Below are 18602 nucleotides of genomic sequence, written 5' to 3'. Positions count from 1 at the left end.
CCGGTCGGATGATCGTCGTGCCGATGGAATTGCGGCGTCCGGCTGTGCATTGCCGAGCCTGACGCACCAACAAGACGGAGATTTCAAGGTGAGTGATAGCGACGATTACGTGCCCCCCCGGGTATGGACTTGGTCTCAGGAAAGCGGCGGACGTTTCGCCAGCATCAACCGCCCCATTGCGGGGCCGACCCATGACAAGTCGCTGCCCGTGGGCGAGCATCCCTTCCAGCTCTATTCCCTCGCGACCCCCAACGGTCAGAAGGTGACGATCATGTTCGAGGAGCTTCTCGAACTTGGTCACGAGGACGCGGAATACGACGCCTGGCTGATTGATATCAGCAAGGGTGACCAGTTCAGCTCCGGCTTCGTCGAGATCAACCCGAACTCCAAGATCCCGGCCCTGATGGACCGCTCCGGCCCCGAGCCGATCCGGGTCTTCGAATCCGGTGCGATCCTGACCTATCTGGCCGAGAAATTCGGGGCGTTCCTGCCGACCGAGCCGGCCAAGCGCGCCGAGTGCCTGTCCTGGCTGTTCTGGCAGATGGGCAGCGGGCCCTATCTGGGCGGCGGTTTCGGGCATTTCTACGCCTATGCGCCGACCAAGATGGAATACCCGATCAACCGCTTCGCGATGGAGGTCAAACGCCAGCTCGACGTTCTCGACCGCCGCCTCGCCGAAACGCCGTATCTGGCGGGCGACGAGTACACCATCGCCGATATCGCGGTCTTCCCATGGTATGGCGGGCTGGTGAAGGGATGGCTCTATGACGCGGCGGAGTTCCTGTCGGTGCATGAATACAAGAACGTGCTGCGTTGGGCCGACACGATTTTCGAGCGTCCTGCGGTGAAGCGTGGCCGGATGGTCAACCGCACGAACGGCGATCCGGCGGAACAACTCCACGAACGCCATTCCGCGCGCGACTTCGAGACGAAGACGCAAGACAAGGTCTGAGCGACCGACCCGTTTTGGATGATTTGGCCCCGGCGCAACTTTCGCGCCGGGGCCTTTGCATGAAGCGATATGAACGCGATCGCGACGAAACCGACCGGCACGAGGCCTGTCTTAGGGAACACGCGGCCTCCGGACCTGTTGTTTCTGAATGAGCAAGAAGATCGAACCATCGGCAAGCCACGCGGACGGGTCCGCTGCGACCTCGAATGACGCTCAAGCGGGGCCCGAAGCTGTCCCGACAATGATCGAGCGGCTGCAGCGGCTCACCGAGGGGCAAGAAACCATTACGCTCGGCGAACTGACCAGGGAAATCGGCTCGCAGGGCCATGCGCCGCTGCTGATGATCGCCGCGATCTTCATGATCCTCCCGGTCGGCATGATCCCCGGCATTGGCGGTGCGCTCGGGACACTGGTCGCGCTTATCGGGTTCTACACGCTCCTCGGTCGAAACGGCATCTGGTTGCCGGGCTTCTTGGCCAAACGCGAGATCCCGGCGGACCGCGTTCGCAAGGCGGCCGAAAGACTGCGTCCGGCCGCTGACTGGCTGCGCAGGCATATGCATCGCAGATGGGAGCCCCTCGCCCGCGGCAACGTCTCGATCTCCGCGATCGCGGTGATCCTCATCGTGACCGGGGGATCCTTGCTTATCCTCGGGGCCATACCGGTAACGGTTCCCTTGGTCGGGCTTCCGATCGCGGCGTTCTCGCTTGGGATTCTGGCGCGTGACGGGGTGATCGTGGCCGTCGGTTACGCATTGCTCCTGATCGCTGGCGGCGCCGTCTGGCTGATGCTCTGAGCCGCAATCGCAGCACCAGTTCGGGCCAAGGATCGCTTGATCCGGCCTCCCCCGCCTCCGCCTACACCACGTCCTCGGGCGCAAGGCGACAGGCCTTGGCGGGGTCGGTCTCGACTTGCAAGGTAGCGTGTCCGATCCCGTGATGTTCGTGCAGCTCATCGGCCGCGTTCAGCAGGAAAGCGTCATCGGGCCGACCCTCCGGCATCACCAGATGGCAGGTGAGGGCGGTGTCCGTCGTGCTCAGCGCCCAGACGTGCAGATCGTGCAGGCTGGCGACGCCGGGCAGGTTCTCCAGCCGGGCCCGCACGTCCTCCAGATCGATCCCCGGAGGCACGGTATCCATCGCCAGCTTCACGCTGTCGCGCAGCAGGCCCCATGTGCCCACCAGGATCACCGCGGCGATCACCAAGCTGAAAACCGGGTCCAGCCATTGCCAGCCGAACCACATGATCAGCAGCGCCGCGACGATCACACCTGCGGTGACGGCGGCGTCGGCGGCCATGTGCAGGAAGGCGCCCTTGATGTTGAGGTCGCTGTTGCGGCCGCGCATGAACAGAAGGGCGGTGCCGGTGTTGACGATCAGCCCCACCACGGCGACCCAGAGGATGGTGTCGCTGCCCACGGGCTGCGGGTCGAGCAGGCGGCGAACGGCCTCCCAGACGATGGCGCCGACCGCGACCAGAAGGATGACCGCATTCGCCAGGGAGGCGAGGATCGGCGCGCGTTTGTAGCCATAGGTCTTGCGTCCCGAGGGCGGCTTGCGCTCCAGCCAGGTCGCGAACCAGGCGATGGCGAGGCCGAACACGTCCGACAGGTTATGCCCGGCATCGGCCAGCAGCGCGAGCGAGCCCGAGATCAGACCGAAGGCGGCCTCAAGACAGACGTAGAGCGTATTCAGTGCAATGCCGATGGCAAACGCCTTGCCGAATGTCGCCGGCGCATGGGAATGCCCCGGTCCGCTATGTCCATGGTCGTGGCTGTGACTGTGGTCGTGTGCCATGTCGGCGCGTGTTCCGGCGTTGCTGCTGAGCTCGTGGAGGCAACGACGGAAGGGGCCGAAGGTTCCTTGGCCTGGGTCCGGCCCCGTGGCGCATCGGGCGCGGAGCCATGGCAAAGGTTCGCATAGCCTGGTTGAGACGGCGAGCGAAGCCTCGCGATGACGCCACTTTGCGAAAGGCGTGCTGCAGGCGGAGGCTCCGTGGTCATTTCGTCCCGCGGAGCCTTCCGCGAGCATAGCATAGACCCGCGAGGCAGCCGCCCCTCACGCCCTGCCCCGCCTGCCCGGATTCAGCGCCGGTTCATCGCATCGCGCAGCGCCGCGCCGAAGGCACCATTGCCGCTGTCTTTTGCTGGCGCCTTGCCTTGCCCCTTGCCGGCCCCTTTGCCACGGGGGCCTTGCGGGCCGGGTTTACCCCGATCCTGCCCCTTGTCTTGCCGCGCCGGGCCGTTGCCCCGCGCAGGAGCGCCGCCCTCGGATTGCTTGCGCATCGACAGGCCGATCCGTTTGCGCGGGATGTCGACCTCGGTCACGCGCACGCGCACCACGTCGCCCGCCTTCACCACCTCATGGGGATCCTTCACGAAGCGATCGGCGAGCTGGCTGACATGCACCAGACCGTCCTGATGCACGCCGATATCCACGAAAGCGCCAAAGGCTGCGACGTTGGTCACGGTGCCCTCGAGGCTCATACCCGGCTTGAGATCCTTGATGTCCTCGACCCCGTCGGTGAATTGCGCGGTCTTGAAGGTGGGGCGCGGATCGCGACCGGGTTTTTCCAGTTCCGCAAAGATATCGCGAATGGTGGGCAGGCCGAACTCGTCGGTCACGAACTGCTCTGCACGCAGGCCTTTCAACGCCGTCGGCTGGCCCATGATCTCGCGGATGTCGCGGCCGCAGCTTTGCACGATCTTGCGCGCGACCGCGTAGGCTTCGGGGTGGACGGACGAGGCATCGAGCGGCTCTTCGCCATCGCGGATACGCAGGAAGCCCGCGCATTGCTCGAAGGCCTTGGGGCCGAGCCCCGCCACCTCCATCAGCGCGCGGCGCGAGGGGAAGGCGCCATGCGCGTCGCGATGCGCGACGATGGCCTGAGCCAGCGCGGGACCAAGCCCCGCCACCTGCGCCAGAAGCGGCGCGGAGGCCATGTTCAGGTCCACGCCCACCGCGTTCACCGCATCCTCGACGACCGCCTCCAGCGCCTGCGACAGGCGGCGCTGATCCACGTCGTGCTGATATTGCCCGACGCCGATGCTCTGCGGTTCGATCTTCACCAGTTCCGCCAGCGGGTCCTGCAGGCGCCGCGCGATCGAGACCGCGCCGCGCAAGCTGACATCCAGATCGGGGAATTCGCGCGCGGCCAGTTCCGAAGCCGAATAGACCGACGCCCCGGCTTCCGAGACCACCACTTTCGTCGGCGCGCGCACACCCGGCGGCAGCAGCTTCAGGGTATCCGCGACCATCCGTTCAGTCTCGCGGCTGGCGGTGCCGTTGCCGATCGCGATCAGCTCGATCCCGTGGCGCTTGACCATGTCGATGATCTTCGCCTCGGCGCCGCGCAGGTCCATCTTCGGCTGGAACGGGTAGAGCGTCGCGGTCTCCAGAAGCTTGCCGGTCGCATCGACCACCGCCGCCTTCACCCCGGTGCGGATGCCCGGATCGAGGCCGAGCGTCGCGCGCGGACCGGCCGGGGCAGCCAGAAGCAGATCGTGCAGGTTGCGCGCGAAGACCTTGATCGCCTCGTCATGGGCGCGCTGACGCAGCTCGCCCAGCAGATCCACATAGAGCGAGACCGAGAATTTCACCCGCCACGCCCACCGCGCCACGTCGCGCAGCCACAGATCGCCCGGGCGTCCGGCCTGCGTGTCGAGGGTCGCTGCGATCTTGCCGATCGCGCGGTCTTCACCGGTCTCCGGATCGGGCGCGATCTCCATCGTCACGATCTCTTCCTTCGCGGCGCGCAGGATGGCAAGTGCCCGGTGGCCGGGAATGTCGGCCCATTTCTCGCGATGGTCGAAATAATCCGAGAACTTCGCGCCCGCCTCTTCCTTGCCCGGCACGACGCGCGCGGCGATGAAGGCCTCGGCGCGCATGAAATCGCGCAAATTGCCAAGCAGCTCGGCGTTTTCCGACAGTTCCTCGGTCAGGATGTCGCGCGCGCCGGTCAGGGCGTCCTTCGGCGTGGGCACGGCCTCGGTAACGTAATCCTCGGCCAGCACTTCAGGCGCGGCGTTCCGGTCTTCCTGAATGGCGCGCAACAGCGGCTCCAGCCCGTTCTCGCGCGCGATCATCGCCTTGGTGCGGCGCTTGGGCTTGAAGGGCAGGTAGATATCCTCGAGCGCCGCCTTGCTTTCGGCCCGCGCGATCGAGCGCGCCAGATCGTCGGTCAGCTTGCCCTGCTCGCGGATCGAGTTGAGGATCGTCTCGCGCCGCGCCTCCATCTCGCGCAGGTAACCCAGCCGTTCCGAGAGCGTCCGCAGCTGCGTATCGTCGAGCCCGCCCGTGACCTCCTTGCGGTAGCGAGCCACGAAGGGCACGGTCGCCCCGCCATCGAGAAGCCCGATCGCCGCGGTCACCTGCGCGGGCTGCGCCGCGATATCCGTGGCAATGGTCTGCGCGATGCGGGCTTGGACGGGGGCGGAATCGGTGTGGGCCAAGGCTGTCTCCTGAAAGTCGGGCCGCCAGCAATACCCGCCTCCTCGGGCGGGGAAAAGGGGCAAGGCCGGGGGCGGGCCGGATTGCGCTGGTCTGTTGACGGACGGATCGGTTCGATATTGGTGTTTGCAGGGAGATTGGCTGCGCCTCTTGTCGCGAAAGCTTTTCATCCGACGCAGTTAGCGTGGTTCGGGACTCCGTTTCAGGCCTTGAGACGAAAATCGGACAGGAAAGCGGCGAGCGCGGAGACCGCCTGCCCCATATCGCCGGCGCTCGCATATTCCGCCGGGTTATGGCTGATCCCGCCCTTGCAGCGCAAAAACAGTATCGCGATCGGGCAGAGATCGGCCATGGCGGAAGCGTCATGCGTGGCCCCCGAGGGCAGCTCCGGCGCGGCCTCTCCGGTCACGTTGCGCACAGCTGCGGCGAGCCCCTCTCGCAGCGCTGCATCGCAGGCTTGGGCGGGCTGCGCATAGGTCTTCTCGATCTCGATCTGCGTCGCCGTCGCCTTCGCGATCTGCGCGCAGAGCGGGCCAAGCGCCGCGCCCATTGCGGCACGGGCCGGGTCTTCGGCGGCGCGGATCTCGATGGTCAGATCGACCCGCGCGGGAATCGCGTTGACCACGTTGGGCGAGACATCGAGCTGCCCGACCGTCGCCCGGATACCGTGATCGCGCGCCATATCGTGCACGCCGCGCACCAGATCCGAGGCTGCCAGCAGCGCGTCGTGGCGCATCTCCATCGGCACGGTGCCCGCATGTCCCGCCTCGCCGGTGATCGTGACACGATGCCGCTCGATCCCGGAAATCGCGGTGACGACGCCGAGCGGCTTGTCTTCGCCCTCAAGCAACGGGCCCTGTTCGATATGCAACTCCACATAGCCCGCGATACTGACCGGTTCGCGCGCCAGCGCCGCCGTGCCCTCCGGGTCTCCGCCAAAGGCCTCGAGCGCCGCGCCGAGGCTTACGCCCGTCTTGTCCACCATCGCGAAAACGGACGGGTCGAGCGTGCCGGCCAAGGCGCGCGGTCCGATCAGCGCGGTCGGGAAACGCACGCCTTCCTCATCAGCGAAGGCCAGCACTTCCACGGAAAACGGCAGAGCGCGATCGCCAATCGCCTCGAGCGCCAGGCATCCCAGCGCCACCCCCATGATCCCGTCGAACGCACCACCGGCACGCACGCTGTCCTGATGAGAGCCGATCAGCAGCGTGGGTGCCCCCTCAGGCCCTTCCCTCCGCCCGATCAGCGTGCCCGCCGCATCGAGCGTGACCTTGCAGCGCGCTTTCTGCATCCAATCCGTGATGATCTCCAGCGCCGCCTCGTGCTCGGGACCGAAAGGCAGCCGGGTCACGCCGGGACCCGGCTCGGAGACTTTCGCGATCGTCTCCAGCCGCTCTTGCGCTACTGCACCCCAATCCTGCATGGCACCACCCCTATTTATCATGATAAATAGCTGTCTACTCTTTTGACGTGAATTGGTCTAGGAGAAACGCCAGTGTGTTTCCCCAACAGAGATCCGATGCCCCGCAAGCCCGCCACCGAACCGAGACGCTCTCGCCCCGCCCGCGTCGCCGATCAGATCAAGGACTGGGTTGTCGCGCAGCGCCTGAAGAAGGGCGATCGCCTGCCTGGCGAGACGGAGATGATCGAACGGTTCGGCATGGCCAAGGGCACGATCCGGGAGGCGATGCGACTGCTGGAGGCCCAGGGACTGGTGACCACGCGCACCGGGCCGGGCGGCGGTTCATTCGTGGGGGAAGTCAGCGAAGAACGCGCCAGAGCGCTTCTCGGCAACTACTTCTATTTCAAGGATCTCACCGTCGCGGATATCTACCAGATCCGCCGTGCGCTGGAGCCCGAGGTGGCGGCGAGTCTTGCCGGCAGGCTGTCCCCCGACGATCTGGCCGAGCTGGAAGCGCTGGTCGCGCGCTACTCCGTCCCTGCATCCACGCCCGAGGAAGAACGCGAGCAGCATGTGCAATCTCTGCAGTTCCACGCAGCGCTGGCAAGGCATTCAGACAATCCGCTCCTGTCCTTCCTGATCCGCTTCATGGCGCAGATCCTGTCGGACCTGACGGTCTACAAAAAACTATACGCCCCGCCCAATCGCGAGCTTTGGGAGAGCGGGCGCAACCACCAGATCGCCCTGATCGACGCCCTGCGCGAGGGCCGCGCCGAGGACGCCCGCAAGATCATGGCCGATCACATGGCCACCGCCCAGCGCTTCATGGAGGCGCAGGAGGCGGAGGTGATGAAACGGTTCATCGCCGAGTGACGCGGGTCTTCGCGCCGAGCACCGCGCCCGAGCCTCGGGTGGGCGCTTTGCAACGCGTGTCGCTTAGTGACTTTTTTCGCAAATCCGAGAATCGGTGATGCCTGCGCCAACGCCGCCAATGCGCCCTTCCGGGGGGGGGGAGGGTTGGGCGCGGCCCGGGGCCGGTCACCCCGCGCCAAGTTCCGACCTACTCAGTCCCGGTCTCGGGCAGCGGGAGGGGTTCGGGCTCGACCAGATCGGGCGCGCGATAAGGGTCGTCGAGGGTCGGCACGACACGCGTCCAGCCGTGATAGGGCTCGGCCCGGGCGGCGGCGAGCAGGTCGGCCAGATCTTCGAGCGGTTTGGCGGAGCGGTCGATGCGCAGCGTCAGCGGCGTGGCTGCACGCGAGGCAACCAGCAACGCTGCCGAGACCAAGCCGCGACTGTCGCCCCCTGCCCGCGCGCCCGCGACGAGGGCCGCCATCAGCCGGTCGGGCATCGCGCCCTTCGTTGACAGGTAGGTATCGCGCACCGCGGCGATTACCGACCAATCGGCGAGCATATTGCCCGAGACCACCACGCCCCGCCCTTCCAGCGCGCCACAGATCGGAACGGACATTTCCCCGGTAAAATGGCCCGTGTCCCCGTGCAGATCGATCGCGGCCAGTTGGCGGTGGGCGCGTCCGGTATCCGGGTCCGTCACCTGGGCCACGGCGTCGCCGGCGGACATCCCGGTCTTCATCTTCTCCAGCACATCCTCGCCCCAGAGCGTCGAAGGCGCGGTGCCCTGGCTTGCCGACAATCCCGATTCGGCCCCGCCGCGCAGCACCCAGCCTCCGACGCACAGGCTGCCCGTCATGGCCGCCCCGCCAAAGGTGCCTGTTTTTTCGTCATATGCCAGAATTGATACCGTCACGGCGGAACTCCGTTGATCTGCGCCCTTGCATTTATCATGATAATTTGCCCTCATGCAATCATCACCAATAAAAATCAGCCATGCTGAACAGGAGAGGTAACATGACGAAACTCACCCTTACGCGGCGCGGTCTTCTGATCTCGGGCGTGGCGACGGGCGTCCTGATGGGAACCGGTCTGCCCTCGATGGCGGCGACCCCGCCAGGCGTTCTGGTCGTAGGCCAGATCGCGGAACCCAAGGCGCTCGATCCGGCGGCGGTCACCGCTGTGAACGACTTCCGCATCCTGATGAATCTCTATGACGGGCTGGTGCGCTACAAATCCGGCACGCTCGAAGTCGAACCGGCCCTCGCCGAGAGCTGGGACATCTCCGACGATGGCAAGACCTACACGTTCCATCTGCGTCAGGGCGTGAAATTCCATGACGGCTCGGATTTCGACGCCGAGGCGGTGAAGTTCAACTTCGAGCGGATGCTCGACGAGAACCACCCCTATTACCACACCGGCCCCTTCCCGCTCGCCTTCTTCTTCTCAAGCGTGGACACGATCGACGCGAAAGACCCGCAAACCGTGGTGTTCACGCTGAAAGAGCCCTATGCACCCTTCCTGTCGAACCTCGCCTATCCGACGGGGCTGATCGTCTCGCCGACGGCGGTGAAGAAATTCGACAAGGATTTCGGTCGCAACCCCGTCGGCACCGGACCCTTCACCTTCAAGGAATGGCGCCCGAACGAGGCCGTCGTGGTCGAGGGCAACCCCGACTACTGGGACACGCCCACCGCGCTCAAGGCGGTCATCTTCCGCCCGATCACGGATGCCAATACCCGCGTGGCCGAGATGCTGGCGGGCGGGATCGACTTGATGGTCGAGGTGCCGCCCGTGGCGCTCAAGGAGTTCCAGAACGACAAGTATCACCTTGTGGAGCAGGCGGGGCCGCATCTGTGGTTCCTGATCCTCGATTGCGCCAAGGGGCCGTTCAAGGACAAGAAGGCCCGTCAGGCCGCGAACTACGCGATCAACAAGGAAGCGATCGTCAACGACGTGCTCGAAGGCACGGCGACGGTCGCCAACGGCCCGACGCCCGCCGCCTTCGCCTGGGCGCATGACGACAGCCTCGACCCCTATCCCTACGATCCGGAGAAAGCCAAAGCGCTTCTGAAAGAGGCTGGCGTGGCCGAGGGCACGGAAGTGACCTTCTACGTCACCGATGGCGGCTCGGGGATGCTCGACCCGGTGGCGATGGGCACCGCGATCCAGGCCGACCTGAAGGCGGTGGGGCTGAACGCAAAGATCGAGACTTTCGAGTGGAACACCTTCCTCGGAAAGGTGAACCCGGGGCTCGACTCGAACGGGCAACATGTCGACATGGCCGAGATGGCATGGATGACGAACGACCCCGACACCCTGCCTTATCTCGCGCTGCGCACCGATGCCTGGCCCGACAAGGGCGGGTTCAACTCGGGTTATTACTCGAACCCCGAGGTCGACAAGCTGCTCGAAGAGGCGCGCACCGCGACCGATCAGTCCAAGCGCGCCGAGCTCTACAAGAAGATGCAGCAGATCGTGCATGACGACGCGCCTTGGGTCTTCGTGGCGAACTGGAAGCAGAACGCGGTGACCAATGACAAAGTGTCGGACTTCACGCTGCAGCCCTCGTTCTTCCTGCTCCTCAAGGACGTAACGAAGGCCTGATCTTTCCGGGGTGCGCGGGCCACGACAGGCCCGCGCACCCCTTTTTCCATCTTTTGCGCGTCACCCAAAGGGAGACCAATGGGCAGCTATATCCTCAAACGGCTCTTGCTCGCGGTGCCGGTGATCCTCGGGATCACGGTGATCGTTTTCCTGATCATGGCGATGATCCCGGGCGACCCGGCCACCGCGATCCTTGGAAGCTATGCCACCCCCGAGAACGTGGCGCGGCTGAACCGCGATCTGGGCCTCGATCAGCCCTTGGTGGCGCGCTATTTCATCTGGCTGGGGAACATGCTTCACGGCGATTTCGGGCAGAGCTTCTCGCTCAACCGTCCCGTTATCGACGAGGTGCTGGAGCGGTTCAACAACACGCTGATCCTTGCGGGCACCTCCTTCGTTCTATGCACGGTTTTCGGCATTCTCGCAGGCGTAATTTCGGCCGCGCGTCAGTATGGATTCGCCGACAAGGCAATCACCTTCGTGGTGCTTCTGGGCATCTCGATCCCGTCCTTCTTCCTCGGAATGATGATGATCCTGATCTTCGCGGTGGACCTGCAATGGCTGCCGGTCTCGGGGATGTATGCGATCTATGGCGGCGGCGACCTGCCCGACCTGATCCATCATCTCACGATGCCCGCGCTGGCACTTGCGGTAGTGGCGACCGGCGTGGTGGCGCGGCTGTCGCGCTCGGCCATGCTGGAGGTGCTGCGGCAGGATTTCATCCGCACCGCGCGCGCCAAGGGTGTGAAAGAGGGCCGCGTGATCTGGGGCCATGCGCTCCGTGCGGCGATGGTCTCGATCATTCCGGTGCTGGGCATTCAGGCGGGCTTCGTGCTGTCGGGCGCCGTCTATATCGAGATCGTCTTCCAGTGGCCCGGCATCGGGCGGATGCTGGTCGATGCGATCTTGCAGCGTGATATCCTGCTCGTCCAAGGCGGCGTCGTCTTCGTTGCCAGCTGCTATGTCATCTTCAACATCATCGTCGATGTCGCCCAGAGCCTTCTAGACCCGAGGATCAAGACATGAGCGCGTTCTTCAAACTTCTCGCGCGCAACCGTCTGGCGCTGGGGGGGCTGATCGTGATGGGACTGGTGGTTCTGATGGCGCTGATCACGCCGCTGCTGCCGCTCGCCGATCCGGATGCGACGAACACCGCGAACCGCTTCCTGCCGCCGTTTTCCGAGGGCGCGTTTCTGGGCACGGATGCATTGGGGCGCGATCTGCTCTCTCGGCTTCTCTGGGGCACGCGGTTGTCGCTGGCCGTGGGCTTTGCCGCCGCGCTTTTCGCGGCCGTCGCGGGCGCTGCGGTCGGCATCATCGCGGGCTTCTATGGCGGGCGGACCGACAACATCATCATGCGCGCCGTCGATATGCTGATGGCGTTCCCGTATATCCTGCTGGCGCTGGCGATCGTGGCCGCTCTCGGCCCCGGCCTCGTGAATGCGTTGATCGCGGTGGCGGTGGTCAATATCCCCTTCTTTGCGCGCAACATCCGCGGCATCACCGTGGGCCTCGCACATAAGGAATTCGTCGATGCGGCGAAGCTCGCGGGCATGTCCAATGCGCGCATCATCACCTCGGAGGTCCTGCCCAACGTGGTGCCCGTCATCGTGATCGCGATGTCCACAACGATCGGCTGGATGATCCTCGAGACCGCCGGCCTGAGCTTCCTCGGCCTCGGCTCACAGCCGCCGCAAGCCGATCTCGGGAGCATGCTGGGCGAGGCGCGCTCGGCACTGATTACCAACCCGCATACCTCGGTCATTCCCGGCCTCATGATCCTGATCATCGTGATGAGCATCAACCTGCTGGGCGACGGCGTGCGCGACGCGCTCGACCCTCGGCTGAAATCGGGCGCGCTGAGCCGTCCGATGGCCGCGACCCGCGTTGAACGCAAGGACCGTCCTGCGCCTGAACAGCCGACCGACGGCATCCTGAGCCTCGAGGACCTGCACACCCAGTTCCAAGTGAAGGACCGCATCTACAAGGCTGTTTCGGGCGTCTCGCTTTCGGTCAAACCTGGCGAATGTCTCGGGGTGATCGGCGAGAGCGGCTCGGGGAAATCGGTGACGGCACTGTCGATCATGGGGCTCGTGGCGTCACCGCCCGGCGTCATCACCGGGGGCGCTGCACGCCTTGAAGGCCGCGACATGATCGGCGCGCGCTATGGCGATCTGCGAAGTCTACGCGGTCGCCGCGTCGCCTATATCTTCCAGGACCCGCTGGCGACGCTACACCCGCTCTACAAGGTTGGCGATCAACTGGTGGAAGCTATTTCGTGCCATCACCCGATCTCGAAATCCGAAGGGCGCGAAAAGGCGATCGAACTCCTGAAATCCGTGCGCATCCCCAATGCGGAGAGCCGCGTGGACAGCTATCCGCATGAGATGTCGGGCGGCATGCGTCAGCGCGTCGGCATCGCGATGGCGCTGGCCAACGACCCGGACGTGATCATCGCGGACGAGCCCACCACCGCGCTCGACGTGACGGTGCAGGCGCAGATCCTTTCGCTGCTCGACGATCTGCGGCGGGAACGCGGGCTCGCGATCATCTTCATTACCCATGATTTCGGCGTGGTGGCCCAGCTGTGCGACCGCGTGGCGGTGATGTATGCGGGCCGGATCGTCGAGGAAGGCCCGACGATGGAGATCCTGCGCGCGCCCGCCCACCCCTACACGTCGCGCCTGATCGCCTGCGTGCCTGAACTGGGCGAGGGCAAACGCAAGCTCGAGGCGATCCCGGGCCTGCCGCCTTCGGTCGACAATCTGCCGGCAGGCTGTGCCTTTGCGGATCGCTGTCTGAAGGCGCAACCAGCCTGCAAAGAAGGCGAGATACTGCTCGAGGGGACCGGATCGCGCACCGTGCGCTGCCTCTATCCCGAGCCCAGTTTCGCGGAGGAGACCGCATGAGCATCGCCCTGCAGATCACGGACCTGTCGAAGACCTTCCCCGTCGGCAAGAAGCTGTTCGGCGGCACGAAAGGAGCCGTGAAAGCGGTCCACCCGATGACGCTGAGCGTGCAGACAGGCGAGACGCTCGGCATCGTGGGCGAGTCCGGCTGCGGCAAGTCCACGCTGGCGCGGATGTTGGTGGGCCTCCTGCCGCCCACCACCGGCACGATCGAAATCGAGGGCTCGGCCCTCGACAACGCGGACCCGGCCGAATTCGGCAAGCGCATTCAATATGTATTTCAGGACCCGATCAGCAGTCTCAACCCGCGCAAGACGATCCGGCAGATCATGGATGCGCCGCTGAAGCTATTGCACGGAATGGACCGCGCCGCGCGCGAGAAACGTATTCTCGAGATTTTCGACAGCGTGAACCTGCGCGCCGATTTCCTCGACCGGTATCCGCATGAGTTCTCCGGCGGTCAGGCGCAGCGCATCGGCATCGCACGCGCGCTTGCGGCGCAGGCCCGCATCCTGATCCTCGATGAACCCGTCTCCGCGCTCGATGTCTCGGTGCAGGCGCAGGTGCTGAACTTGCTGGCCGATCTGAAACGCGAATTCGGACTGACCTACCTGTTCATCAGCCACGATCTGGCAGTGGTCGAGGCGGTCAGCGACCGGATCGCGGTTCTCTATTTTGGCTCGGTGGTCGAGGAAGGCCGGGCCGAGGAAATTTTCGCCCATCCGCGCCACCCCTACACGAAGCTGCTGGCGGAAAGTGCGCCCGTAGTCGGTCGCGCGCTATCGGACCCGGAGCAGGGCCAAGCGGAACTGCCGAACCCGCTCAATCCGCCGAAGGGCTGCGCCTTCGCAAAACGCTGTCCTTATGCGAGCGAGCAATGCCTCGGCGCTCCCCCGCCCCTGATCGAAATGGGCGCCGATCAGAGGGTCGCCTGCTATCACCCCCTGCCGACACCCGGGCACCTCTGACATTACCCTGATCGGGTGGCGGCGTTGATTTCCAGAATTTCCGCAGGCGAGTAGGGCTGTCCAGTCTGGTCCACGAGGTCGTGGAACCAAGCGCCGTCCTCGCCGATCTTGGTCGTGCCTGACACACCGTCGGGCCAAGGCAGCCAGGTTTGACTGCGGCCGCGCACGAAGCCCCATTGCAGCGCTCCGACGCCGGTTTCGCGAAACAGCGGGATCTGCTCGGCGATCGTGCTGTCGAGACTGCGTGCCATCCATTCAGTGCAGATCAAGGGCCGCTTCAGCGCGTTGAGCGCCGCGATCGTCGCCTCCATTCTCGCGCGCGGCACATAGGCGTGGAAGGTCACGACATCGGAGAGCGCGAGCGCGGTTCGGTCAATCTCCGTCGCGTAGGATGTGCCCTCTCCAGGCACCGACCACGCGGCCACGGTAAGCGGCTGGCTCGGGGCGCACTCCCGCGCCCAGGCGAAGCAATCACGCATCAGCGACAGGCTCGCTTGCTCAAGCCTTTCTGAGTAGCTCTCATAGCGACCGGAGCGAAAAATCATCCGGTTTCCCGGCTCGTTATAGAGATCCCACAAGATGACGCGGGAATCTGCGCGGAACCGCATGACGATCGCGCGCAGATAGGTTTCCAGCTCGGGCCGACGGGACGGATCCTCGACGATCGCTCTGCCGGGGCTGCCCACGGCGCGACTGTTATGGACGGCGGGCACGGGGTCGGGCTGTGGCCCGGGCGTGGCCGGCTCGCCAGAGAATTCGCAATCGTCGAACGGGCAGAGAATGACGCCAAGACCGTGCGAAACCGCGATGGCCAGAAAGCGGTCCACCCGGTCGAGCAGCCCGGTCCCCTCGGCCTGCCAGACGACGAAGGGCAGGTTGACGCGCACGACGTTGAACCCGATCTCGCGCGCCCAGCCCAGTTCGCGTTCGATGACCTCGGGAGCGAAATCCGCGCCGCGCCAGAACTCGACGAAGTTGACTGCGACGCTCGGCAGGTAGTTGAAGCCACAAAGCCATCCGATCTCGCGACGCCATGCCCAGGCGCGTTCAACGCTCCACCGGTCTGCCTGCTCAAGCCTGTCGTCTTTCATCATATCCTCATGGGGCTGGGAGGTGCGGAGGCGTGCCGGTCGGACGCCTCCGGGGGTGACTGCGAACGCAGCCGGTTACTGGTCGAGGATGTCCTGCACCTCGTTCTGCGCTTCGGCGAGGGCCTTCTTCGGGTCCTTTCCGGTCAGCCAGATCGATTGCAGGTTGCGGTTCAGCGCGTCCTGAATCTTGCTGTATTCCGGCGACGCCGGCGTATCGCGCGCGATCTTCTCGGTGCCCACGTATTCGGCACGGTGCGGCAGATCGCGATACGCCTTACTCTCGAGCACCGACTTACGCACCGCCATGTGGCCCGTGCGCGCCCAATCCGCGTCGTGATTGTAGATGAAGGCTGCGACCTTCAGCGCGGCCTTGTATTTCTCGGGGTTCCGATCCTTCAGCGTCGAGGGGATCGCCCAGGTGTGGTTGTCAGCCCAGGTGGCTGGCTGGTCGAAGAGCTGCGGGAAATCGGAGACGTAGTAGTCCTTCAGCCCGGTATCGGGGTTCTCAGCCTGCTTGGTATATTCGTTGACCACCCAAGTGCCGTTGACCAGCACCGCCGCATTGCCATTGAGGAATTCCTGCTGGCTGTCGGCATAGTTCAGCTTGGGGTTGGCATAGCCGCCATCGAAGAGCTGGGTGATCGCCTTGACCGCGTTGAGGGCCTCGGGCGTATCGATCGTCGCAGTATCGCCGTCGAAAATGTTCGAGCCCTGCTGCCAGATCAGAGACAGGACCAGCCGCACACCGATCGGGAATTGCGAGAAATCGGCGGCGAGATAGTCCTTGCCGGTCGCTTCCTTCACCTTCTTGGCTTGGGCGAGCAGTTCCTCGGGGCTGTGGGGAAGGATCGGCTTGCCGTCCTTCACGAGGCCCGCCTTCTTCATGATGTCCATGTTCACGTGCCAGAGGTTGGCGTGGAAATCCATCGGCACGGCGACGATCTTGCCGTCATATGTCACGGCCTTTTTCGCCCCCTCGGTCCAGTCGGACGTGTCGATGCCCGCGGCTTCGAGGTCCGGCCCGATATCGGCCAGAGCGCCCAGCGAGGCGAATTCGGGGATCGAGGAGCGGTGAATGACGAAGATATCGGGCGGATCGCCCGCCGCGAACATCGCCTTCACGTGGTCGTAGTAATTTCCCCAATCGGTCGGCAGAGTCTTCACCGTCACATCGGGAATTTCCTGGCTGGCCGCATTGATGATCGACTGGATGATGCAGGCTTCGCCGACGCTGGTATGCGTGTCGGTTCCCGCATCCTCGCAGGCGCCGAAGAACCGCGCGAGATTGACGGTGACGGGCTCGGCCGCAGCCGGGCTTGCCAGCCCCGCCGCAAGCGCCAGGCCCAGAGCAAGATGTTTCATGATTTCCTCCCGTTTGAATGGGGCAAGTGCGCCCCGGTTATCCCTTGCTTCCGCCTACGGTCATCGCTTGCACGACGTAGCGCTGGAAGATCAGGAAAAGGACGACGACCGGAAGCGAGGCGATCACACCCGAGGCCATCACGCGGCCCAGCCCTTCCGATTGCGCGAAGTTCGATTGCAGGCTCGCAAGGCCCAGCGTGATGGTGAACATCTCCTTGTGGCTCGCCGAAACCAGCGGCCAGAGATAGTCGTTCCACGCGTAGAGAAACGTCAGGATCGCGAGGGTCATCATTGCGGGACGCGCGAGGGGCAGCATCACGAACCAGAAGATCTGGAACGGCCCTACCCCGTCGATGCGCGCAGCATCCTCGATATCCTTCGGCGCGGCCTTGAAGAACTGCATCATCAGAAAGACGCCGATCGGCACTGCCACCCGCGGCAGGATCAGCGCGCCATAGCTGTTGTGCCAACCGAAATTGGCAAACATCGTATAGAGCGGAATGAAGATCGCCTGTTCCGGCACCATCAGACCGAGCAGGATGAAGATGGTGATGGCCGTCTTGAACCGAAATTGGAGCCGTGCGAGCGCATAACCTGCAGTCGTCGAGACGGCGAGCACCGCGAAGGTCATGCCCCCCGCCACGACGATCGAATTGAGAAACCAACGCGGCGTATCCCCGAAGGAAAAGAGCTTTGCGTAATTGTCCCACGTGAAGGGGATCGGAATCATCCCCAGCCAAGTCGAAGCGGTTGTTCGCGCCAGAACCTCGTTCGGCTGGAACGAGAGCGATACCATCCAGAGCGTCGGCACGAGCCAGATAAAGGCGGGAACGGCGAGCGCTATGCAAAGCCAGTAATAGCTACGTTTCGACGTCATTCGCTTTTCTCCCGACCGATGAGGAACTGGATCACGGCGAAGACGCTCATGATCGCGAAGAGAAAGACCGCCATGGCCGAGGCGCGTCCGATCTCGCTGTCGCGGAAAGCCGACTGGTAGATGTAGCGCACCAGCACCTGCGTGCGGTCATCCGGGCCGCCCTGCGTCATCAGGTGCGACTGCCCGAAGACCTGGAAATGCAGGATGATCTGCAAGACGACGACGAGCGTGATGGTCCGTTTGAGGTTCGGCAGGGTGATGAACCAGAACGATTTCCATCCTCGCGCATTGTCGAGGGCCGCCGCCTCGTAGATTTCGCGGTTGATGTCCTGCATCCCGGCGAGGAACAGGATCATGGCGATGCCGAGCGACCACCAGATCGTCGTGACCACGATCGCCAGCATCGCGAAATGCGGATCCGTGAGCCAGCTGACCGGAGACCCGCCGAATACCTTGATCACGTTGTCGATCAGCCCCTGCGTAGGCGAGAACATGATCTGCCAGATCAGGGTTACGACCGTCACCGAGAGAACCTGGCTCAGGAAGAACAAGGTGCGGAACACGGCCATCATCCGGGTCTCGCGATTGAGCGCTGCCGCCAGCAGAAGCGCCGCAATCGTGGTGCCGGGGGCTGCGAGCGCCACGAACAGCACCGTGTTGCCGACGGTCGGCCAGAACCTGCGATCGAACCAGCGACCGCCTTCACCGGGCGTGAAGCCGAGGAGGAGAAAGATGAGTAGCGCCGCGATCGCGATCGGGATCGCGCTGCGGCCACTCAAACGACCCGCCCGGTGAAGTCCAAACGCACCGGCCAGAACGGCAAGCGCGAGAAGCTGAATGAGGGGGTGCGAGACCGGCCCCCAGGTGATGTTTCGTCCCCACAGCATGTGAACGTAATTGTGCAGCCCGACCCATTTCGCCGCCGCGGGGTTCATCGCCACTGCGAGGAGGTTCCAGTCATGCAGGCTGATCCAGACGCCTTTGAAGAAAGGGTAGACGAGAAAGGCGCAATAGGTGGCGAGAAATGGGGCCAGAAGCGCCCATGCCGCCTGCTGCTGCGAGAGCGTCCTTTTGCGTTTCCCGATCGTTTGCCGTGCCATGCGCCTCCTCCCAAAGCTCGCATTAGCCCTTGTG

Annotated in this window: 15 protein-coding genes; 7 read left to right on the top strand and 8 right to left on the bottom strand. The window is 64.5% G+C overall.

Annotation, left to right across the window (positions count from 1 at the left end; genetic code table 11):
• Nucleotides 1-88: 88 nt before the first annotated feature.
• Complete coding sequence (gene yghU / locus B6V73_RS17715; protein WP_088725973.1) at nucleotides 89-952, top strand: glutathione-dependent disulfide-bond oxidoreductase; 864 nt, start codon at nucleotides 89-91, stop codon at nucleotides 950-952.
• 241 nt (nucleotides 953-1193) lie between these two features.
• The gene (locus tag B6V73_RS17710; RefSeq protein WP_240504171.1) at nucleotides 1194-1748 is read left to right on the top strand and encodes an exopolysaccharide biosynthesis protein; all 555 of its coding nucleotides are present in this window, start codon (nucleotides 1194-1196) and stop codon (nucleotides 1746-1748) included.
• Nucleotides 1749-1809: 61 nt separating this feature from the next.
• Here B6V73_RS17710 and B6V73_RS17705 read toward each other — a convergent pair whose 3' ends face one another.
• The 3 genes from B6V73_RS17705 to B6V73_RS17695 form a co-directional block, all read right to left on the bottom strand.
• On the bottom strand, nucleotides 1810-2748 hold the full coding sequence (locus B6V73_RS17705; RefSeq protein ID WP_088725971.1) for a cation diffusion facilitator family transporter: 939 nt from the start codon (nucleotides 2746-2748) through the stop codon (nucleotides 1810-1812).
• A gap of 287 nt (nucleotides 2749-3035) precedes the next feature.
• Nucleotides 3036-5402, bottom strand: coding sequence for a Tex family protein (locus B6V73_RS17700; RefSeq protein WP_075777263.1), 2367 nt, complete (start codon nucleotides 5400-5402; stop codon nucleotides 3036-3038).
• Between the two features lie 200 nt (nucleotides 5403-5602).
• Nucleotides 5603-6823 carry a M20 family metallo-hydrolase gene (locus tag B6V73_RS17695; RefSeq protein WP_088725970.1) on the bottom strand — a complete coding sequence of 407 codons (1221 nt, stop codon included), beginning with the start codon at nucleotides 6821-6823 and terminating at the stop codon, nucleotides 5603-5605.
• A gap of 96 nt (nucleotides 6824-6919) precedes the next feature.
• On the opposite strand from B6V73_RS17695, the gene B6V73_RS17690 reads away from it, so the two are divergent.
• Complete coding sequence (locus tag B6V73_RS17690) at nucleotides 6920-7675, top strand: FCD domain-containing protein (protein WP_075777261.1); 756 nt, start codon at nucleotides 6920-6922, stop codon at nucleotides 7673-7675.
• A 187-nt stretch (nucleotides 7676-7862) separates the two neighbouring features.
• Here B6V73_RS17690 and B6V73_RS17685 read toward each other — a convergent pair whose 3' ends face one another.
• A complete protein-coding gene (locus B6V73_RS17685; RefSeq protein ID WP_276206804.1) occupies nucleotides 7863-8624 on the bottom strand; it encodes a DUF1028 domain-containing protein in 762 nt (253 codons plus the stop codon).
• 47 nt (nucleotides 8625-8671) lie between these two features.
• Between B6V73_RS17685 and B6V73_RS17680 the strand changes: the two genes are divergently transcribed.
• The 4 genes from B6V73_RS17680 (at nucleotide 8672) to B6V73_RS17665 (ending at nucleotide 14138) form a co-directional block, all read left to right on the top strand.
• Nucleotides 8672-10261: an ABC transporter substrate-binding protein gene (locus B6V73_RS17680; RefSeq protein WP_075777259.1), complete on the top strand. Its 1590-nt coding sequence runs from the start codon at nucleotides 8672-8674 to the stop codon at nucleotides 10259-10261.
• 78 nt (nucleotides 10262-10339) lie between these two features.
• Nucleotides 10340-11287, top strand: a complete 948-nt coding sequence (locus tag B6V73_RS17675; RefSeq protein WP_075777258.1) for an ABC transporter permease — start codon at nucleotides 10340-10342, stop codon at nucleotides 11285-11287.
• Nucleotides 11284-13170: a dipeptide/oligopeptide/nickel ABC transporter permease/ATP-binding protein gene (locus B6V73_RS17670; RefSeq protein WP_088725968.1), complete on the top strand. Its 1887-nt coding sequence runs from the start codon at nucleotides 11284-11286 to the stop codon at nucleotides 13168-13170. Before B6V73_RS17675 ends, B6V73_RS17670 begins: the two co-directional genes overlap by 4 nt.
• Nucleotides 13167-14138, top strand: coding sequence for an oligopeptide/dipeptide ABC transporter ATP-binding protein (locus tag B6V73_RS17665; RefSeq protein ID WP_088725967.1), 972 nt, complete (start codon nucleotides 13167-13169; stop codon nucleotides 14136-14138). Before B6V73_RS17670 ends, B6V73_RS17665 begins: the two co-directional genes overlap by 4 nt.
• Nucleotides 14139-14140: 2 nt before the next feature.
• On the opposite strand, the gene B6V73_RS17660 is transcribed toward B6V73_RS17665, so the two are convergent.
• From B6V73_RS17660 to B6V73_RS17645, 4 genes are all read right to left on the bottom strand, one after another.
• Complete coding sequence (locus B6V73_RS17660; RefSeq protein ID WP_206185604.1) at nucleotides 14141-15232, bottom strand: cellulase family glycosylhydrolase; 1092 nt, start codon at nucleotides 15230-15232, stop codon at nucleotides 14141-14143.
• Between the two features lie 72 nt (nucleotides 15233-15304).
• Complete coding sequence (locus tag B6V73_RS17655) at nucleotides 15305-16591, bottom strand: extracellular solute-binding protein (RefSeq protein ID WP_088725965.1); 1287 nt, start codon at nucleotides 16589-16591, stop codon at nucleotides 15305-15307.
• A gap of 37 nt (nucleotides 16592-16628) precedes the next feature.
• Complete coding sequence (locus B6V73_RS17650) at nucleotides 16629-17468, bottom strand: carbohydrate ABC transporter permease (RefSeq protein WP_088720603.1); 840 nt, start codon at nucleotides 17466-17468, stop codon at nucleotides 16629-16631.
• On the bottom strand, nucleotides 17465-18568 hold the full coding sequence (locus B6V73_RS17645) for a sugar ABC transporter permease (RefSeq protein WP_088725964.1): 1104 nt from the start codon (nucleotides 18566-18568) through the stop codon (nucleotides 17465-17467). Before B6V73_RS17645 ends, B6V73_RS17650 begins: the two co-directional genes overlap by 4 nt.
• Between the last annotated feature and the right edge of the window lie 34 nt (nucleotides 18569-18602).

This window comes from Thioclava sp. JM3 (assembly GCF_002213185.1).
Taxonomy (GTDB): Bacteria; Pseudomonadota; Alphaproteobacteria; order Rhodobacterales; family Rhodobacteraceae; genus Thioclava; species Thioclava nitratireducens.
Note: the sequence above shows the minus strand (reverse complement) of the source record. Positions and strands in the feature narration are given on the sequence as shown.